The organism is Klebsiella sp. 10-1, assembly GCF_009758445.1.
GTDB classification, from domain to species: domain Bacteria; phylum Pseudomonadota; class Gammaproteobacteria; order Enterobacterales; family Enterobacteriaceae; genus Klebsiella; species Klebsiella scottii.
The window spans coordinates 228,120-244,572 of record NZ_WQRE01000002.1 but is presented as its reverse complement, the minus strand read 5'-3'; the positions used below and the strand labels follow the sequence as shown (position 1 = coordinate 244,572).

Annotated in this window: 15 protein-coding genes and 3 tRNA genes; 8 read left to right on the top strand and 10 right to left on the bottom strand. The window is 58.7% G+C overall.

Annotated features, from left to right (window positions below; genetic code table 11):
* The first annotated feature begins 21 nt into the window (after positions 1-21).
* Positions 22-1,077: a nicotinate-nucleotide--dimethylbenzimidazole phosphoribosyltransferase gene (gene cobT / locus GO007_RS09225; protein WP_095098737.1), complete on the top strand. Its 1,056-nt coding sequence runs from the start codon at positions 22-24 to the stop codon at positions 1,075-1,077.
* 57 nt (positions 1,078-1,134) lie between these two features.
* Here the strand turns inward: cobT and GO007_RS09220 are convergent.
* The 3 genes from GO007_RS09220 to GO007_RS09210 form a co-directional block, all read right to left on the bottom strand.
* Positions 1,135-1,211 (bottom strand) — tRNA-Met (locus tag GO007_RS09220).
* Positions 1,212-1,256: 45 nt separating this feature from the next.
* Positions 1,257-1,333 (bottom strand) — tRNA-Met (locus tag GO007_RS09215).
* A 48-nt stretch (positions 1,334-1,381) separates the two neighbouring features.
* A tRNA-Met gene (locus GO007_RS09210) sits at positions 1,382-1,458 on the bottom strand.
* A gap of 214 nt (positions 1,459-1,672) precedes the next feature.
* Between GO007_RS09210 and mltA the strand changes: the two genes are divergently transcribed.
* Both mltA and tcdA read left to right on the top strand, forming a co-directional pair.
* Positions 1,673-2,770 carry a murein transglycosylase A gene (mltA, locus tag GO007_RS09205; RefSeq protein WP_095098734.1) on the top strand — a complete coding sequence of 366 codons (1,098 nt, stop codon included), beginning with the start codon at positions 1,673-1,675 and terminating at the stop codon, positions 2,768-2,770.
* A gap of 68 nt (positions 2,771-2,838) precedes the next feature.
* Positions 2,839-3,645 carry a tRNA cyclic N6-threonylcarbamoyladenosine(37) synthase TcdA gene (gene tcdA / locus GO007_RS09200; RefSeq protein WP_095098731.1) on the top strand — a complete coding sequence of 269 codons (807 nt, stop codon included), beginning with the start codon at positions 2,839-2,841 and terminating at the stop codon, positions 3,643-3,645.
* A 19-nt stretch (positions 3,646-3,664) separates the two neighbouring features.
* On the opposite strand, the gene csdE is transcribed toward tcdA, so the two are convergent.
* Positions 3,665-4,105 (bottom strand): cysteine desulfurase sulfur acceptor subunit CsdE, encoded by a 441-nt coding sequence (gene csdE, locus GO007_RS09195; protein ID WP_095098728.1) that lies wholly within the window; start codon positions 4,103-4,105, stop codon positions 3,665-3,667.
* Entirely contained in the window at positions 4,105-5,310 is a 1,206-nt protein-coding gene (gene csdA / locus GO007_RS09190) for a cysteine desulfurase CsdA (protein ID WP_095098725.1), read from the bottom strand. The genes csdE and csdA overlap by 1 nt, the downstream gene beginning before the upstream one ends.
* A gap of 434 nt (positions 5,311-5,744) precedes the next feature.
* On the opposite strand from csdA, the gene gcvA reads away from it, so the two are divergent.
* The 3 genes from gcvA to rlmM are packed head-to-tail and all read left to right on the top strand — an operon-like array spanning position 5,745 to position 8,170.
* Positions 5,745-6,662 carry a glycine cleavage system transcriptional regulator GcvA gene (gcvA, locus tag GO007_RS09185; protein WP_041147012.1) on the top strand — a complete coding sequence of 306 codons (918 nt, stop codon included), beginning with the start codon at positions 5,745-5,747 and terminating at the stop codon, positions 6,660-6,662.
* 19 nt (positions 6,663-6,681) lie between these two features.
* The gene (locus tag GO007_RS09180; RefSeq protein WP_041147011.1) at positions 6,682-7,077 is read left to right on the top strand and encodes a DUF423 domain-containing protein; all 396 of its coding nucleotides are present in this window, start codon (positions 6,682-6,684) and stop codon (positions 7,075-7,077) included.
* Positions 7,070-8,170, top strand: a complete 1,101-nt coding sequence (gene rlmM, locus GO007_RS09175; RefSeq protein ID WP_095098722.1) for a 23S rRNA (cytidine(2498)-2'-O)-methyltransferase RlmM — start codon at positions 7,070-7,072, stop codon at positions 8,168-8,170. Before GO007_RS09180 ends, rlmM begins: the two co-directional genes overlap by 8 nt.
* Positions 8,171-8,233: 63 nt before the next feature.
* Here rlmM and fucR read toward each other — a convergent pair whose 3' ends face one another.
* The 5 genes from fucR to fucP are packed head-to-tail and all read right to left on the bottom strand — an operon-like array spanning position 8,234 to position 14,020.
* Entirely contained in the window at positions 8,234-8,950 is a 717-nt protein-coding gene (fucR, locus tag GO007_RS09170) for an L-fucose operon activator (protein WP_095098719.1), read from the bottom strand.
* 58 nt (positions 8,951-9,008) lie between these two features.
* Complete coding sequence (fucU, locus tag GO007_RS09165) at positions 9,009-9,431, bottom strand: L-fucose mutarotase (protein ID WP_095098716.1); 423 nt, start codon at positions 9,429-9,431, stop codon at positions 9,009-9,011.
* 1 nt (position 9,432) lies between these two features.
* On the bottom strand, positions 9,433-10,851 hold the full coding sequence (gene fucK / locus GO007_RS09160) for an L-fuculokinase (RefSeq protein WP_095098713.1): 1,419 nt from the start codon (positions 10,849-10,851) through the stop codon (positions 9,433-9,435).
* Between the two features lie 52 nt (positions 10,852-10,903).
* A complete protein-coding gene (fucI, locus tag GO007_RS09155) occupies positions 10,904-12,679 on the bottom strand; it encodes an L-fucose isomerase (protein WP_095098710.1) in 1,776 nt (591 codons plus the stop codon).
* A gap of 30 nt (positions 12,680-12,709) precedes the next feature.
* The gene (gene fucP, locus GO007_RS09150; RefSeq protein WP_095098707.1) at positions 12,710-14,020 is read right to left on the bottom strand and encodes an L-fucose:H+ symporter permease; all 1,311 of its coding nucleotides are present in this window, start codon (positions 14,018-14,020) and stop codon (positions 12,710-12,712) included.
* Between the two features lie 566 nt (positions 14,021-14,586).
* On the opposite strand from fucP, the gene fucA reads away from it, so the two are divergent.
* Both fucA and fucO read left to right on the top strand, forming a co-directional pair.
* Positions 14,587-15,234: an L-fuculose-phosphate aldolase gene (gene fucA / locus GO007_RS09145; protein ID WP_095098704.1), complete on the top strand. Its 648-nt coding sequence runs from the start codon at positions 14,587-14,589 to the stop codon at positions 15,232-15,234.
* A gap of 27 nt (positions 15,235-15,261) precedes the next feature.
* Positions 15,262-16,410 (top strand): lactaldehyde reductase, encoded by a 1,149-nt coding sequence (gene fucO, locus GO007_RS09140; RefSeq protein ID WP_095098701.1) that lies wholly within the window; start codon positions 15,262-15,264, stop codon positions 16,408-16,410.
* Positions 16,411-16,453: the final 43 nt, after the last annotated feature.

Sequence of the window (16,453 nt, the reverse complement as noted above, 5' to 3'; positions counted from 1 at the left end):
GCCACTACCACGAGAACTCTTATGCAGAATTTATCTTCAATACTGCGCGCCATTCCCCCTGTGGATGAGGCGGCGATGGCGGGTGCCCGGCGGCATATTGATGGCCTGCTGAAGCCGCCCGGCAGTCTTGGCCGCCTGGAAGCGCTGGCGGTACAGCTGGCGGGGATGCCGGGGCTTAACGGCGTACCGCACGTCGACAAGAAAGCGATACTGGTCATGTGCGCCGATCACGGCGTCTGGGACGAAGGCGTCGCCATCTCGCCGAAGGCGGTCACCGCCATTCAGGCGGAAAATATGACGCGCGGGACTACCGGCGTCTGCGTGCTGGCGGCGCAGGCGGGCGCGAAAGTTCACGTGATTGACGTGGGCATTGACGCCGAACCGGTTCCCGGCGTGGTGAATATGCGGGTTGCGCGCGGCTGCGGTAATATCGCCAGCGGCCCGGCGATGAGCCGTACCCAGGCCGCAGAGCTGCTGCTGGAGGTGATTCGCTATACCCGCAAGCTGGCGGAAAGCGGCGTGACGCTGTTTGGCGTCGGAGAGCTGGGAATGGCTAACACGACCCCCGCGGCGGCGATCGTTAGCGTGCTGAGCGGCAGCGATGCCGAAGAGGTGGTGGGGATTGGGGCCAACCTGCCGCTGGCAAAGGTGGGCAATAAGGTGGCGGTGGTGCGGCGGGCGATTGCCGTCAACCGGCCTGATCCGCACGACGGAATCGACGTGCTGGCAAAAATTGGCGGTTTCGATCTGGTGGGAATGGCCGGCGTGATGCTCGGGGCGGCATCCTGCGGATTGCCGGTGCTGCTGGACGGCTTTCTCTCATACTCCGCGGCGCTGGCGGCGTGCCGGTTAGCGCCGGAAATTAAGCCGTACCTGATCCCGTCGCACTATTCGGCGGAGAAGGGCGCGCGGATTGCGCTGGCGCATCTGGAGATGGAGCCGTATCTGAATATGGGGATGCGTTTAGGTGAAGGCAGCGGCGCGGCGCTGGCGATGCCGATTGTTGAGGCCGCCTGCGCCATGTATCGCGACATGGGCCAGCTGGCTGCCAGCAATATCGTCCTGCCGCAGCATTAGGCGCGTGCGCAAGGAAGCGCAGAAACAAAAAAACACCCGGAAGGGTGTTTATTGTGTTGGTTGCGGGGGCCGGATTTGAACCGACGACCTTCGGGTTATGAGCCCGACGAGCTACCAGGCTGCTCCACCCCGCGTCCGTCTTTACTCTTCATCGAGTAAACTTTGCATCAGATTTTAATTGGTTGCGGGGGCCGGATTTGAACCGACGACCTTCGGGTTATGAGCCCGACGAGCTACCAGGCTGCTCCACCCCGCGTCCGTCTTTACTCTTCCATCGAGTAAAGCTTACTTCTCTGATTTTAATTGGTTGCGGGGGCCGGATTTGAACCGACGACCTTCGGGTTATGAGCCCGACGAGCTACCAGGCTGCTCCACCCCGCGTCCGTGGATGCGCACTATACTCTGCTAACGTTTTGATGCAACCCTTTTTCAGCTAAATCGATAATTTTGTAATGAATGATGTAGAAAGAACCGTTTTTAGCGCGTTTTTTAGCCGATTTTGTATTTGTGCTGCTTTATCGCATTTCAATAGCCCTGGCGGTTTGTTATCTTCCCTCATCACCAACCGGTACTAAGCAGCAAAAGAAGAGATACCATGAAAGGATGTTGGGCAAAGTATGTTGCAACCGGAGCAATGCTGGCGATGCTCGCCGGCTGTTCCTCGAAACCGACCGATCGCGGTCAGCAGTATAATGAAGGAAAGCTTACCCAGCCGTTTTCACTGGTTAACCAGCCTGATGCGGTCGGCACGCCGATTAACGCTGGCGACTTCTCCGAACAGGTCAGGCAGATCCGCAGCGCCTCTCCGCGCCTCTATAATAGCCAGAGCAACGTCTATAACTCCCTGCAGCAGTGGCTAAGCGCCGGTGGCGATACCCGCACGCTGAGCCAGTACGGGATTGACGCCTGGCAGATGCAGGGCGCCGATAGCTACGGCAACGTTCAGTTTACCGGCTACTACACCCCGGTGGTGCAGGCGCGCCACACCCGTCAGGGTGAGTTCCAGTACCCCATTTATCGCATGCCGCCGAAGCGCGGCAAGCTTCCGTCTCGCGCCAGCATCTACGCCGGTGGGCTGAGCGACAGCTATATCCTGGCCTACAGCAATTCGCTGATGGACAACTTCATTATGGATGTCCAGGGCAGCGGCTATATCGATTTTGGCGACGGCTCGCCGCTGAACTTCTTTAGCTATGCCGGGAAGAACGGCTGGTCGTATCGCAGCATCGGCAAGGTGCTTATCGATCGCGGCGAAGTGAAGAAAGAAGATATGTCGATGCAGGCGATCCGCGAATGGGGGGAAACCCATAGCGAAGCTGAAGTTCGTGCGCTGCTCGAAGAGAACCCTTCTTTTGTCTTCTTTAAACCGCAATCCTTCGCCCCGGTGAAAGGCGCCAGCGCGGTGCCGTTGATTGGCCGCGCGTCGGTCGCCTCTGACCGCAGCATTATCCCGCCGGGTACCACCCTGCTGGCGGAAGTACCGCTGCTGGATAATAAAGGCAAGTTTAACGGTCAGTATGAGCTGCGTCTGATGGTTGCCCTGGACGTCGGCGGCGCGATTAAAGGCCAGCACTTCGATATCTATCAAGGTATCGGCGCGGATGCCGGGCATCGTGCGGGCTGGTATAACCACTATGGTCGCGTCTGGGTGCTGAAAAACGCGCCGGGTGCTGGCAACGTCTTTAGCGGCTAACGCTCTTGTTTCCGCTTCCCCGGCGGCATGGGCGTGTCGGGGAAGCGGCCATTTTATTCTGAGGTTTTATGTCTGTTGTAATTAGCGACGCCTGGCGCCAGCGTTTCGGCGGTACGGCGCGTTTATATGGTGAAAAAGCGCTGCAGTGCTTTGCCGACGCGCATGTCTGCGTCGTGGGCATCGGCGGCGTCGGCTCCTGGGCTGCGGAGGCGCTGGCAAGAACCGGGATCGGCACCATTACCCTTATCGATATGGACGACGTCTGCGTCACCAACACCAACCGGCAGATTCATGCGCTGGGCGGCAACGTCGGGCTGGCGAAAGCCGAGGTAATGGCGGAGCGTATCCGGCTGATCAACCCTGAATGTCAGGTTACGGTAATTGATGACTTTGTGACGCCGGAAAATGTGGCCGAATATATGGGCGCGGGCTTCAGCTACGTGATTGATGCTATAGATAGCGTGCGGCCAAAGGCGGCGTTAATTGCGTACTGCCGCCGCTATAAGGTGCCGCTGGTGACCACCGGCGGCGCGGGCGGGCAAATTGACCCAACGCAGATTCAGGTGGCTGACCTGGCGAAAACCATCCAGGACCCGCTGGCGGCGAAGCTGCGCGAGCGCCTGAAGGGCCAGTTCGGGGTGGTGAAAAATAGTAAGGGTAAGCTCGGCATCGACTGCGTGTTCTCGACCGAGGCGCTGGTTTATCCGCAGGCTGACGGCAGCGTATGCGCCATGAAAAGCAGCGCGGAAGGACCTAAGCGGATGGACTGCGCGTCGGGCTTTGGGGCGGCAACGATGGTTACCGCCACCTTTGGCTTTGTCGCCGTATCCCATGCGCTGAAGAAGATGCTGGCGAAAGCCGGGCGTCAGGGCTAAGCGCCGTTCTTATTCCAGATTAAGCCTCGCGGGCCGCGGCGAGCACCGCTGCGCCCAGCGCGGCGAGTCCCTGGCCGCGAGAGGCGCTCAGCTGCGCACGCAGCCCCAGCTCATCGAACAGCGCCAGCGGATCGTGGTCCAGCAGCTCGGCGGCGCTTTTCCCCTCAACGGCGGTCAGCAGCACGGCCAGCAGGCCGCGAACGATCCGCCCCTCGCTGTCGCCGAAGAAATGCAGCCGACCGTCGCGCAGGGTATGCCCCAGCCAGACGCGGTTTTCACAGCCGGCAATCTCCGTCGTGCGGGCTTTCGCCTCGTCCGCCAGCGGCGGCAGCTTTTTGCCTAACAGGATCAGCTGGCGGTACTTATCTTCCCACTGGCTCAGCGGGACGAAGGTTTGCCGCAGCGTCGCTTCAGTGATGGCGGTGCCAAACGGATGGTTCTGCGGATCGGGAGTCGTCATTAGTCCACCAAAATTTCCAGAGCGCGGTCAACGGCATGCACCAGCGCGTAAACATCATCCTGGGTATTATAAGGCGCAAACGAGGCGCGCAGGGTTCCGCTGACGCCAAGCGCCGCCAGCAGCGGCTGGGCGCAGTGCTGCCCGGCGCGAAGCGCGATGCCGGACTCCGCCAGCAGCGTCACCATATCGCTGTGGTGAACGCCGGCGAAATCAAATGCCAGCAGGCTTGAGCTCTGACAGCGGAAGGAGCGAAAGCCCGGACGCTTGGTCAGCTCGTCTTCAGCCAGCGTCGCCAGGCTGCGGCTCCAGCTTTCGGCCTGGGCGATATCCGTCTCCTGCAGCCACTCCAGCGTCGCGCTCAGACCAATGACCCCGGCGACGTTTGGCGTGCCGGCTTCCAGTCGATAGGGCACGGGCTGGGTTTTAAAACCCTCGAACGTGACTTCGGTAATCATTTTACCGCCGCCGAGCCACGGCGACATGGCGTTCAGCAGCTCGCTTTTACCGTACAACGCGCCAATCCCCGTCGGGCCGTACAGCTTATGGCCTGAGAAGGCGTAAAAGTCGATATCCAGCGCCTGAACGTCGGCCGGGAAATGCACCGCGCCCTGCGCGCCATCGACCATCACCACCATTCCGGCTTCATGCGCGAGGCGGATCGCCAGCGCCAGGTCCGGGCAGCCGCCGGTTACGTTCGACATCTGGCCAATGGCCAGCACCCGGCTACGCGGCGTAATAAGGGAGGGCAGGCTCGCGACGTCAGGCAGGCGATCGGCGCCGATGGGCAGCTTCACCACCCGGGCGCCGGTCTGCTCCGCCACCATCAGCCAGGGAACCAGATTGGCGTGATGCTCCGCTTCGCTGACGATGATTTCGTCGCCGGGCCGCAGGCGCGGGCGAACGTAGCTTTGCGCCACCATGTTAATGGCCTCGGTGGTGCCGCTGGTCCAGACGATATCTTTGCCAGACGGCGCGTTTAGCAGCGCCGCGACGCGCTCGCGGGCGTCTTCATAACGTTCGGTCAGACGCCGGGCGGCGGCAAACTGGCTGCGGTGCACGTTGCCGGCGCTGAGGCGATAGAACCGATCGCTGGCATCAATGGCGGCCAGCGGCTTTAGCGCCGTCGCCGCGCTATCAAGGTAAACGCCGGCATCGGCCAGAGCAGGAAACTGCGCGCGAAACTGAGCGGGATTGAATGCGTTCATGGAACTCCTCGTTGCAATACGACGATCGTCGCGCAATTTATCCGTCAGGGCAAGGCTGACAAGCACGGGATAAGGAAGAGAGGGGAAATTCAGGGCAAAAAAAAGCACCGCGCATTGCGGTGCTACATTAAATCACTATGGACAGACAGGGTAAATGTACAGGAAGTGAAAAGGGGGTAGCTTAGCCACCGTGGTCCGCAAAGACAGACCAATTGCAAACACAACAACACAACATCACAACCGTAAGCCAAAAGCTTGTTGGAACACGCATTCCAAAAAAAGCTCTTCGTTCCGGCTCAGGAAGTGCGGCCACTATAGGTATTTGCTGGTAGAACCTCAACGGACAAATTATAATGTCTCAGATAAAAAAAACTAATAGGTTAACTGTTGTTTCCTGTTTGTTAAATTGCCTTAACATCTAAGCCAGAATAACCATGTCAAAGCGATTACCACCTCTGAATGCATTACGTGTTTTTGATGCAGCCGCACGTCATTTAAGCTTCACTCGCGCAGCCGATGAGCTTTTTGTGACCCAGGCCGCAGTAAGTCACCAAATCAAGTCACTAGAGGACTTTCTTGGGCTGAAGCTGTTTCGGCGGCGCAATCGATCGCTGCTGCTGACGGAAGAAGGTCAGAGCTATTTTCAGGATATTAAAGATATTTTTTCGCAGCTGACGGAAGCGACGCGTAAACTGCAGGCGCGTAGCGCAAAAGGGGCGTTAACGGTCAGCCTGTTGCCCAGTTTTGCGATTCAGTGGCTGGTCCCGCGCCTTTCAAGCTTTAACTCAGCTTATCCGGGAATCGACGTCAGAATCCAGGCGGTGGACCGTCAGGAGGATAAGCTGGCGGATGACGTTGACGTGGCGATTTTCTACGGTCGCGGCAACTGGCCGGGACTGCGCGTCGAAAAATTGTACGCCGAGTATTTGCTGCCGGTTTGCTCCCCGGTGCTGCTGACCGGCGACAAAGCGTTGAAAACGCCTGCGGATCTGGCGCAACATACGCTATTACACGATGCTTCCCGTCGCGACTGGCAAACTTATACCCGCCAGCTGGGTCTAAGCCATATTAACGTCCAGCAGGGGCCGATTTTCAGCCACAGCGCAATGGTGCTGCAGGCGGCAATTCACGGGCAGGGGGTCGCGCTCGCCAATAACGTGATGTCCCAGTCCGAAATCGAGGCCGGCCGCCTGGTCTGTCCGTTTAATGATGTTCTGGTCAGTAAAAATGCCTTTTATCTGGTTTGTCATGACAGTCAGGCTGAACTGGGTAAAATAGCCGCCTTCCGGCAGTGGATACTGGCGAAAGCGGCGAGTGAACAAGAAAAATTTCGCTTTCGTTACGAACAATAAATGATTGTAGGGTAATAACATGACCAGCCGTTTTATGCTGATATTCGCCGCGATAAGCGGTTTTATCTTTGTTGCTCTGGGCGCCTTCGGCGCGCACGTGTTAAGCCGGTCGCTGGGCGTTGCGGAAATGGGCTGGATCCATACCGGCCTTGAGTACCAGGCCTTCCATACGCTGGCCATTTTTGGCCTGGCGGTGGCGATGCAGCGCCGCATCAGCATCTGGTTTTACTGGAGCAGCGTCTTTATGGCGCTGGGTACCGTTTTATTCAGCGGCAGCCTTTACTGCCTGGCGCTGTCGCATTTACGCCTGTGGGCGTTCGTTACGCCGGTGGGGGGCGTCAGCTTCCTCGCCGGCTGGGTCTTAATGTTAATTGGTGCAATTCGTCTGAAACGTAAGGGCGTTGTTCATGAATAAGGTTGTCCTCTATTGTCGCCCCGGGTTTGAGAAGGAGTGCGCAGCAGAAATTACCGATAAGGCATCCCGCCTTGAGGTGTTTGGTTTTGCCCGCGTTAAAGATAACGCCGGGTACGTGGTTTTTGAATGCTATCAGATGGAAGATGGCGACAAGCTGGCGCGCGAGCTGCCGTTCAGCTCGCTGGTTTTTGCCCGCCAGATGTTTGTGGTGGGCGAGCTGCTTCGCGACCTGCCGCCGGAAGATCGCATCACGCCGATTGTCGGCATGCTGCAGGGCGTAGTGGAGAAGGGCGGCGACCTGCGGGTGGAAGTTGCCGATACCAATGAAAGCAAAGAGCTGATGAAGTTCTGCCGTAAGTTTACGGTTCCGCTGCGCGCGGCCCTGCGTGAAGCGGGCGTGCTGACCAGCTACGAAACGTCGAAGCGTCCGGTGGTGCACGTGTTCTTTATCGCCCCGGGCTGCTGCTATACCGGCTACTCTTACTCCAACAACAACTCTCCGTTCTATATGGGGATCCCGCGGCTTAAATTCCCTGCCGATGCGCCGAGCCGCTCTACGCTTAAGCTGGAGGAGGCGTTCCACGTCTTTATCCCGGCCGATGAGTGGGACGAGCGCCTGGGCAACGGCATGTATGCGGTGGATCTTGGCGCCTGTCCCGGCGGCTGGACCTATCAGCTGGTGAAACGCAACATGTGGGTTTCGTCGGTCGATAACGGCCCGATGGCGCAGAGCCTGATGGATACCGGGCAGGTGACCTGGCTGCGCGAAGACGGCTTCCGCTACCGTCCGACCCGTAACAACATCTCGTGGATGGTGTGCGACATGGTGGAAAAACCGGCTAAGGTTGCGGCGCTGATGGCGCAGTGGCTGGTCAACGGCTGGTGCCGCGAGACTATCTTCAACCTGAAGCTGCCGATGAAAAAGCGCTATGAAGAGCTGTCGCGCAATCTGGCCTACATCCAGGAGCAGCTGGATGAGCACGGCATTAACGCGCAGATTCAGGCGCGCCAGCTGTATCACGATCGCGAAGAAGTGACCGTTCATATTCGCCGCCTGTGGGCTGCGGTTGGCGGTCGTCGCGACGAACGCTAATTTGTCGTCGTATCCCGGATAGCGGCGCCGTTATCCGGGCTCTCTTCTCCCTTCTCCTGCCGGCTATTTCGCCGCGATGGGCTCATCAGAAATGATGTGCGTCACGTCATCGAGATGGCCAATGCTGGCCTCGCCCGAGCGATTAAACTTACTCTTATCGATCAGCAGTAAAGACTGCGCCGCGCGCTTGAGCAGCAGGGATTTGAACTCGGCGTTAACCGTATTTGAATCCCAAAGCGCGCCGTTGCTATCGATGCCTTCGCAGGAAAAAACGAACAGATCGATCTCCAGGGACCTGAGCTGCGGGATAAGCGAAGCGCTCACGTAGCAGCCGTATTTACGCTGCAGGGTGCCGCCCGAGCAGGTGAGCTGGATGTGCTCGCGCTTGCTGAGCTCCTGGCAGATGGGCTGGCTGTTGGTAAACACGCGAAGGTTGACGTCGGGGAGCTGACGGGCCAGATACCAGCAGGTGGAGCTGGCATCGAGGGCGATAACCATCCCTTCTTCTATCCAGGCAAGGGCCTCGCGGGCGATATCGGCTTTGTGAGCATAGTGGCTTTTGAGGCGGATATGAAACGGATCGCCGCTGTCCTGGCTCTGCCGGTGGATGATCTTGACGCGTCCGTGGTTACGCAGCACTTTGCCCTGCGACTGCAGTTCGCTGAGGTCGCGACGAATCGTCTCTTTACTGACCGCGAGCTGCAGCGATAGGGCTTCAGTCGTCAGGCTGCTATGGTTGATCAGCAGGTCTATGATCGCCTGCTGGCGTGCCGCTTTCATTTTCTCTCACCCTGTCAGTCAATAAACGCCCGCATCAGGCGGGCGCTCCGGCATGAGATTACGGCGTTACTCCTTTTTTTAAAAGAATATTCCCGTACTTCGCGCGCTCCCCTGTGATAACGATCGCAAAGGCTTTTTGCGCCCGCTCGTAGAACGCAAAGCGATCGATGCGGGTGATTTCCGGACAGGGCGACTCCCGGGAGAGCGCATCGCGATAGCGTTGCTCAACGCCGGGATCGAGCGCGTCGCCCGCCACCGCCGCCATCATCACCAGCGGCGGCGCGTAGCCGTCGAGTTCAAACAGCGGCGCGATCGCCTGCAGGAGGTCGCTGACCTGCAGGCCGTCGGCGCGAATGACCTGCGGCCCCATACTGTGGGCCGGGAAGTGGGCGTCGGAAAAAATAATTTCATCCCCGTGGCCCATCTCGGCCAGGATCTTAAGCAGCTCGGGGGAGATGAGTGGCGAGATCGTTTTTAGCATGTCATACCTCATCTATCAGTTCAGGTTCGGTTTGTGGATAAAAGTAGCGGTACTGGTAGCGCACCTCGGCTCTGGCCTGCTCCGGGCTGGCAAACTCGCCCGCGCCAAACCAGCCGTACATCGCCGCGCCGGCAACGGTCGTTTCAGCGTCGTCCAGAACCTTAACCGGCATATCGAGCGCGTTGGCTTTTATTTGATTCCACAGCGCGTTGCGGCTACCGCCGCCCACCAGCAGAAGTTCGCTGGCCTTAAAGCCGCCGATTTTCTCCAGGGTGCGCAGGTGGCTCTGCAGCTGGGCGGTCAAGCCCTCCAGCGCGGCGCGATAAAAGTGCGCGCGGGTGGTATTCAGCGTTACGCCCTGCCAGCCTGCGTCTTGACAGGCCAGCAGATCGCACTGCATCTTCACGCCTTCGGCTCCGGCGGGAATGAGGCGCGCTTCCTCAATCAGCGTTTGCCACGGCGTCTCCGGCGTCCATAGCAGCTGGCGCACCCACTCCAGCACGCCGGACGCCAGCCACTGCATCCCGGGGTTGGTCAGTCCGGGCTGGCTGTCCAGCTCGCAGGTTGAGCCGGGGTACTGACTCAGCAGCGGGGTGTTAACCTCGGCGCTGCGCACCATCAGAATTTCCCAGGTGCCGGACGAGAGTACCGGTTCATTCTGCTGCGCTCCGGCGCCAAACAGCGCAAACTGCGTATCGTGCCCGGCGGAGAATACCGGTATCCCCGCGGGGAGCTGCAGCAGCGCGGCGGCATCGGGCTGGAGGGTGCCGATCTTCTCTCCCGCTTCCACCAGCGTAGGGAACAGCCGGCGCGGGATCCCCGCGGCCTGCAGGATCTCGGGGCTAAACTCCCGCCGGTGAATATCCAGCATCTGGCCGGTACCCGCCATAGTGATATCGGTGGTGAATTCGCCGGTTAAGCGGTGGTTGATAAGCGATGAGATAAACAGCCAGGCATGCGCCTTTTCCAGCAGCTGCGGGTGGTTCTCTTTCAGCCACACCAGCTTATATAAGGTATTGAAGCTGAAGGCCCCGACGCCGGAGATTTCCTGCAGCCGCTGCGCCGGCATTATTCGACCGATGTCGCGCATCACCGCCGCGGTGCGCGGGCATTTCCAGCTGATCGTCGGGTAGAGCAGGGCGCCGCGCTCATCGACCAGCGCGCCGTCCACGCCAAAGGTGGTGACCGTAATACCGCGAATGCGGCAGGCGGCGAGCTCCGCCGCGAGCGTCTGACAGCAGCTGGCGAAGCGCTGCAGGATCGCTTCCAGAGACCACTGGTGCCAGGCGCCGTTTTCCGCAGCGGCATCGCTGGCGTTGGGGGTCGATGCGCGGGCGACAATCTTCCCCTGCCGATCGACAGCGATGGCCCGGACGTTGGTTGCCCCGCAGTCGAGGACCAGAATAACGTCTTGTTTCATCATTGCTCCTGAAACAAAAAAAGCCCTTTCGCGATGAAAGGGCGGAAACGTATTAACGTTTGTACAGCGGGCCATAGTTCTGGCAGGCGCGGTAGTCCTGACCTTCAGTATCCATACCGTGCGCAGACCAGGTTGAAGGGCGATAGATTTTCGCCTCTTCCACGTTATGCATGCAGACCGGAATACGCAGCATGGAGGCGAGGGTGATAAAGTCCGCGCCGACGTGGCCAATGGTCAGCACGCCGTGGTTTGCCCCCCAGTTCGCCATCACCGAATAGACGTCGGAGAACGGGCCCTTGCCGGTCAGACGCGGCGCAAACCAGGTGGTTGGCCAGGTGGAGTTGGTGCGAGCGTCCAGCTGGTCGTGCATCTCTTTCGGCAGCTCGACGCTCCAGCCTTCGGCGATTTGCAGGACCGGCCCGAGGCCTTTAATGATGTTCACCCGGGTCATGGTAAAGGGGACGCCGCCTTCGGTGAGGAAGCGCGAGGAGAAGCCGCCGCCGCGGAAATACTCGTGGATCGCCGGGCACCACTCGGTGGCCGCGAGGCAGGCGTCGGCCTCCTGCTGCGAGATTTCCCAGTGCGGTTTCATGGTCGGATTGCCCTCGGCATCGCGCTGTTTACAGGAGCCGTCCAGCGCCGCGGAACCAGAGTTGATCAGGTGGATAATGCCGTGTTCCGCCAGCCCGGTAAGCGGCTGGCCCGTCACCCGTTCGACCGCATCCGGCGACCAGTAGGTCCGGACGTCGGCAAATACCTGGGCGGTGCCGGTGAGCTGATGGCCCAGCAGCATTGCCACCCCGTTGAGGCTGTCATTTTCGGTCGCGACAACCAGCGGCTCGCGCACCCCGTGCCAGTCAAACGAGCTGTTCAGCAGCGCTTCGGCGGTATCGCCGTTCGGGTATTGATCGGTCCAGTGGCGCTGGCCCTGAAAACCGGCGGCAATGGCGTTATAGCCCAGCGACTCTTCTACCAGGCCCTTCTCCGCCAGCTTCGCGTTGCCCTGCATCATGTCGCGGATACAGATCGCCATCAGCAGGCTCTCTTTCAGGACGGCCCGGCTCTGCTCCGCATTGCGTTTGTACTGCCTGGCGTTCTGATCCTCACCGTAGCGGAAGTTTTTATCCGCCCACGCCAGCGCCATTTCCAGCTCCACCTCATCATAGATTTTCTGGTCGATGCGCCGACGCAGCTCGGTCATATCGACCGCCTGCACCTTCATGCCTAGCCAGGATTCGAAGAAGTTATGATCGACGATGGAGCCGGCAATCCCCATGGATACGCCGCCGACGGAGAGGTAGCTTTTGCCCTTCATGGCGGCAACCGCCAGCCCGGCGCGGGCGAAGCGCAGCAGCTTTTCTTCGACGTCCGCAGGGATCGAGCTGTCGTCCGCGTCCTGAACGTCGTGACCATAGATCGAGAAGGCCGGAATGCCCTTCTGGCTGTGGGCGGCCAGCGCGGCGGCGAGATAGACCGCTCCCGGACGCTCGGTGCCGTTGAAGCCCCAGATGGCTTTCGGGCGCATCGGGTCCATATCGATGGTTTCGCTGCCGTAGCACCAGCAGGGGGTGACGGTAATGGTCACGCCGACGTTGTGGTGACTAAATTTCTCTTCGCAGGCCGCCGACTCCGCCATACCGGCGATGCAGGTATCCGCAATGACGCACTCGATCTGCGCGCCGCAGGCGTGGCGAAGCTTCTCGCCGATCAGCGCGGCGGTGGCCTGCGCCATATTCATGGTTTGCTCTTCCAGCGATTCGCGTACGCCCATGCGACGTCCGTCAATGACCGGGCGAATGCCTATTTTCGGTAAGCTGATTTTTTTCATTCCAGACTCCTCACGTTATTCGGAAAATGTTCAGTTTGTTGCCGTTTGTGAACGGAAACGGGCAAAAATAAAGATGATGGCGAAGCACAGCGTCGGGACCAGTTCGGCGGTCGGAATATTGCCCGCCGCATCGCTGACAAATCCCATGACCGGCGTGACGATCCCGCCGCCGATAATGGTCATGACGATAAACGACGAACCGTATTTAGTGTCCTGCCCCAGATTTTTGATCCCCAGAGAGAAAATGGTGGGGTACTGAATCGACATAAACGCGCTGCACAGGGTTAGCGCCAGCAGGCCGATATGCCCGCCGCTGAGCGCGGAAATCAGGCACAGCGCCATCGACAGCAGGGCGTAGGCGGCGAGCACTTTATGCGGGGCAAAGCGGCTGATGAGCCAGGTGCCGCTAAAGCGGCCGATGAAGAAGCAGACCATAGTGCCGGTCAGGTAGTTCGCGGCGAAGCCGGGCGTCATGCCGGGGATCTCTTCGATAGCATAGCGAATCAAATAGCTCCAGCAGGCCGTTTGCGCGCCAACGTAGCAGAACTGCGCCAGAACCGCCCAGCGCCAGTGGCGAATGCGCACCAGCCTGGAGAAGGAGGCGGTCAAGGAGCTCTGGGCGCTATCTCCGTGGTCGTCGCTTTGCAGAGAAGGGAACTTTGTCAGCGCGATCAGCACGGCAACCAGCAGCACGATCGCCACGATAATCATATACGGCGTCTGAACCGATAACACCAGGCTGTGCTTATAGGCGCTGAGCTGCTCGGGCGCCATTTTATCGAGCACTTCCTGAGATTGATGCGGCACGTTAGACAAAATAAGACTTTGCCCAAAGACGACGGCAATAATGGCGCCAAAGGAGTTAAAGGTTTGTGCCAGGTTGAGGCGGAAATGACCGCCGCTTTCCGGGCCAAGGACCGTAACGAAAGGGTTGGCGGCGGTTTCAAGACATCCCAGACCGGCGGCAATAATAAAAAGGCCAATCAGGAATAAAGTGTAATTCATTATTTCCGCAGCTGGCCAGAATAAGGCGGCGCCGAGTGCGTAAAGGAATAGCCCGGTAATTATCCCGGCTTTATAGCTGAGCTTTTTCATCAGGATCCCGGCGGGAACGGGAATGACGAAGTAGCCAAAATAAAATGCTGATTGAATCAGCCCGGCCTGAAAATTAGTTAAGGTAAAAGCCTGCTGGAATTGCGGCAGCAAAATGTCATTTAAATTATTGGCAACGGCCCACAGGAAAAATAGCGAGCACAGCAGGGCGAATGGAATAATATAGCGCTTACTTTGGCCGACATCTATCGCACGAAAACTCTGCGTTTGTATTGTTGTGTTTCCCATAGCATCCTCATCAGTTCAGAAGCGTGTCCAGCATCTTTAGAGTGCGGCTGGCAACTCTCTCCAGCCGGCAAAACAAGGTGAGTTCCGATTAAGCGGCAGCGAATAAAATGCTCTCATGGATGAACTCATGAATTCATTTTCAAATAAACAACGCCTTTTAATATGATGGCGGTCACATTTGGCCCGAAGACTATGGCTTTATGTGATTAGCATCACTTTAATTTATCTAAAACAATGACCGTTTGAGATTATTTAATTTAAAAGCCACAGCGGCGCTGCCCGATTTAATTTATTGCGGCGCAAACGGGCAATTGTTAAAGGCGGAGGGAAATGCCCGTTTTAAAAAAGAAAAATAATAACGGGCAGTTTTCTTTAGTGAAAGTAACCGGCGCTTTATTTATTCGCGGAGATTAATTGATGGCGGTCACAGAATACGCTGATATCAATTCCATTCTGGTTATTCAATATGATGATGGTAAGTAAATATCCAATTAATTCGACAGAGCCGGGATGATGTTAAGTGAGGATTCTGTTGGTCTGTTTTGAAACGCTGAGAGAGGTAAAGAATGGAACGAAATACGCTGGCGCGGCAGATTATTGATACCTGCCTGGAAATGACCCGGCTGGGGCTGAATCAGGGGACCGCAGGCAACGTGAGCGTGCGCTATGAAGGCGGCATGCTGATTACGCCGACGGGCATCCCGTACGAAAAGCTCACCGAATCCCACATCGTATGGATTGACGCCAACGGCCAGCATGAGCAGGGCAAGCTGCCGTCAAGCGAGTGGCGTTTCCATATGGCGGCCTACCAGACCCGCCCCGACGCGCAGGCGGTGGTCCATAACCACGCGGTGCACTGTACCGCGGTGTCGATCCTTAACCGGCCCATTCCGGCGATCCACTACATGATTGCCGCCGCCGGCGGCAACTCCATCCCCTGCGCGCCCTACGCCACCTTCGGAACGCGCGAGCTCTCCGAATATGTGGCCGTCGCGCTAAAAAACCGCAAGGCGACCCTGCTGCAGCATCACGGGCTGATTGCCTGTGAAGAGAGTCTGGAAAAAGCGCTGTGGCTGGCGCATGAGGTGGAGGTGCTGGCCCAGCTGTACCTCAGCACGCTGGCGATTATCGATCCCGTGCCGGTACTGGATGACGAAGCGATAGCCATCGTGCTGGAAAAATTCAAAACCTATGGGCTACGTATCGAAGAGTGATCCCGCACGACAAACAGGAGACGGGCAATGGCGAACAGAATGATTTTGAACGAAACGGCGTGGTTTGGCCGAGGGGCGATAGCGGCATTATCCGACGAAGTGAAGCGTCGCGGCTATCGTAAGGCGCTGATTGTCACTGATAAGACGCTGGTTCAGTGCGGTGCGGTTAGCAAGGTCACCGACAGGATGGATGCCGCCGGTCTGGCGTGGGAGATCTTTTCCGCCGTGATCCCGAATCCGACGATTGCGGTTGTACAGGAGGGGCTGCGGGTTTTTCAGCAGAGCGGGGCGGACTACCTGATCGCCATTGGCGGCGGCTCGCCGCAGGATACCTGTAAGGCGGTGGGGATTATCAGCGCTAACCCTGAGTTTGCCGACGTTCGTAGCCTGGAAGGGCTATCGGCAACCCGCGCCCCGAGCGTACCGATTATGGCCATTCCGACCACCGCCGGAACCGCGGCGGAGGTGACGATCAACTACGTGATCACCGATGAGGAAAAGCGGCGTAAATTTGTCTGCGTCGATCCGCACGATATCCCCCAGGCGGCGTTTATCGATGCCGATATGATGGACGGGATGCCGCCGGCGCTGAAAGCCGCCACCGGCGTCGACGCGCTGACCCACGCCATCGAAGGCTACGTTACGCGGGCGGCCTGGGCGTTAACCGACGCCCTGCACCTGAAGGCGATAGAGATTATTGCCGGCGCGCTGCGCGGATCGGTGGCCGGCGAGAGCCGGTCCGGTGAGGCGATGGCGCTGGGGCAGTATATTGCCGGGATGGGTTTTTCCAACGTCGGCCTCGGGCTGGTGCACGGCATGGCGCATCCTTTAGGCGCGTTTTACAACACGCCGCACGGCGTGGCCAACGCCATTCTGCTGCCCCACGTGATGCGCTATAACGCCGCGTACTGCGGAGGCAAGTTTGCCGATATCGCCCGGGCTATGGGCGAGAAAGTTGAAGGCAGAAGCGAAGAGGAGGTACGCCAGGCGGCGGTAGAGGCGGTGTGTAAACTCAATCGTGACGTGGGGATCCCGCCGCATCTGCGCGATGTCGGGGTACGTAAAGAGGATATTCCGGCGCTGGCGCAGGCGGCGTTTGACGACGTTTGCACCGGCGGCAACCCGCGGGAAGCCAGCCTGACGGAGATTATCGAGCTTTACCACTCCGCCTGGTAAACGCTGCCGGGGGCAAGGGCGATGCTGGCTATCGCCCTTTCTG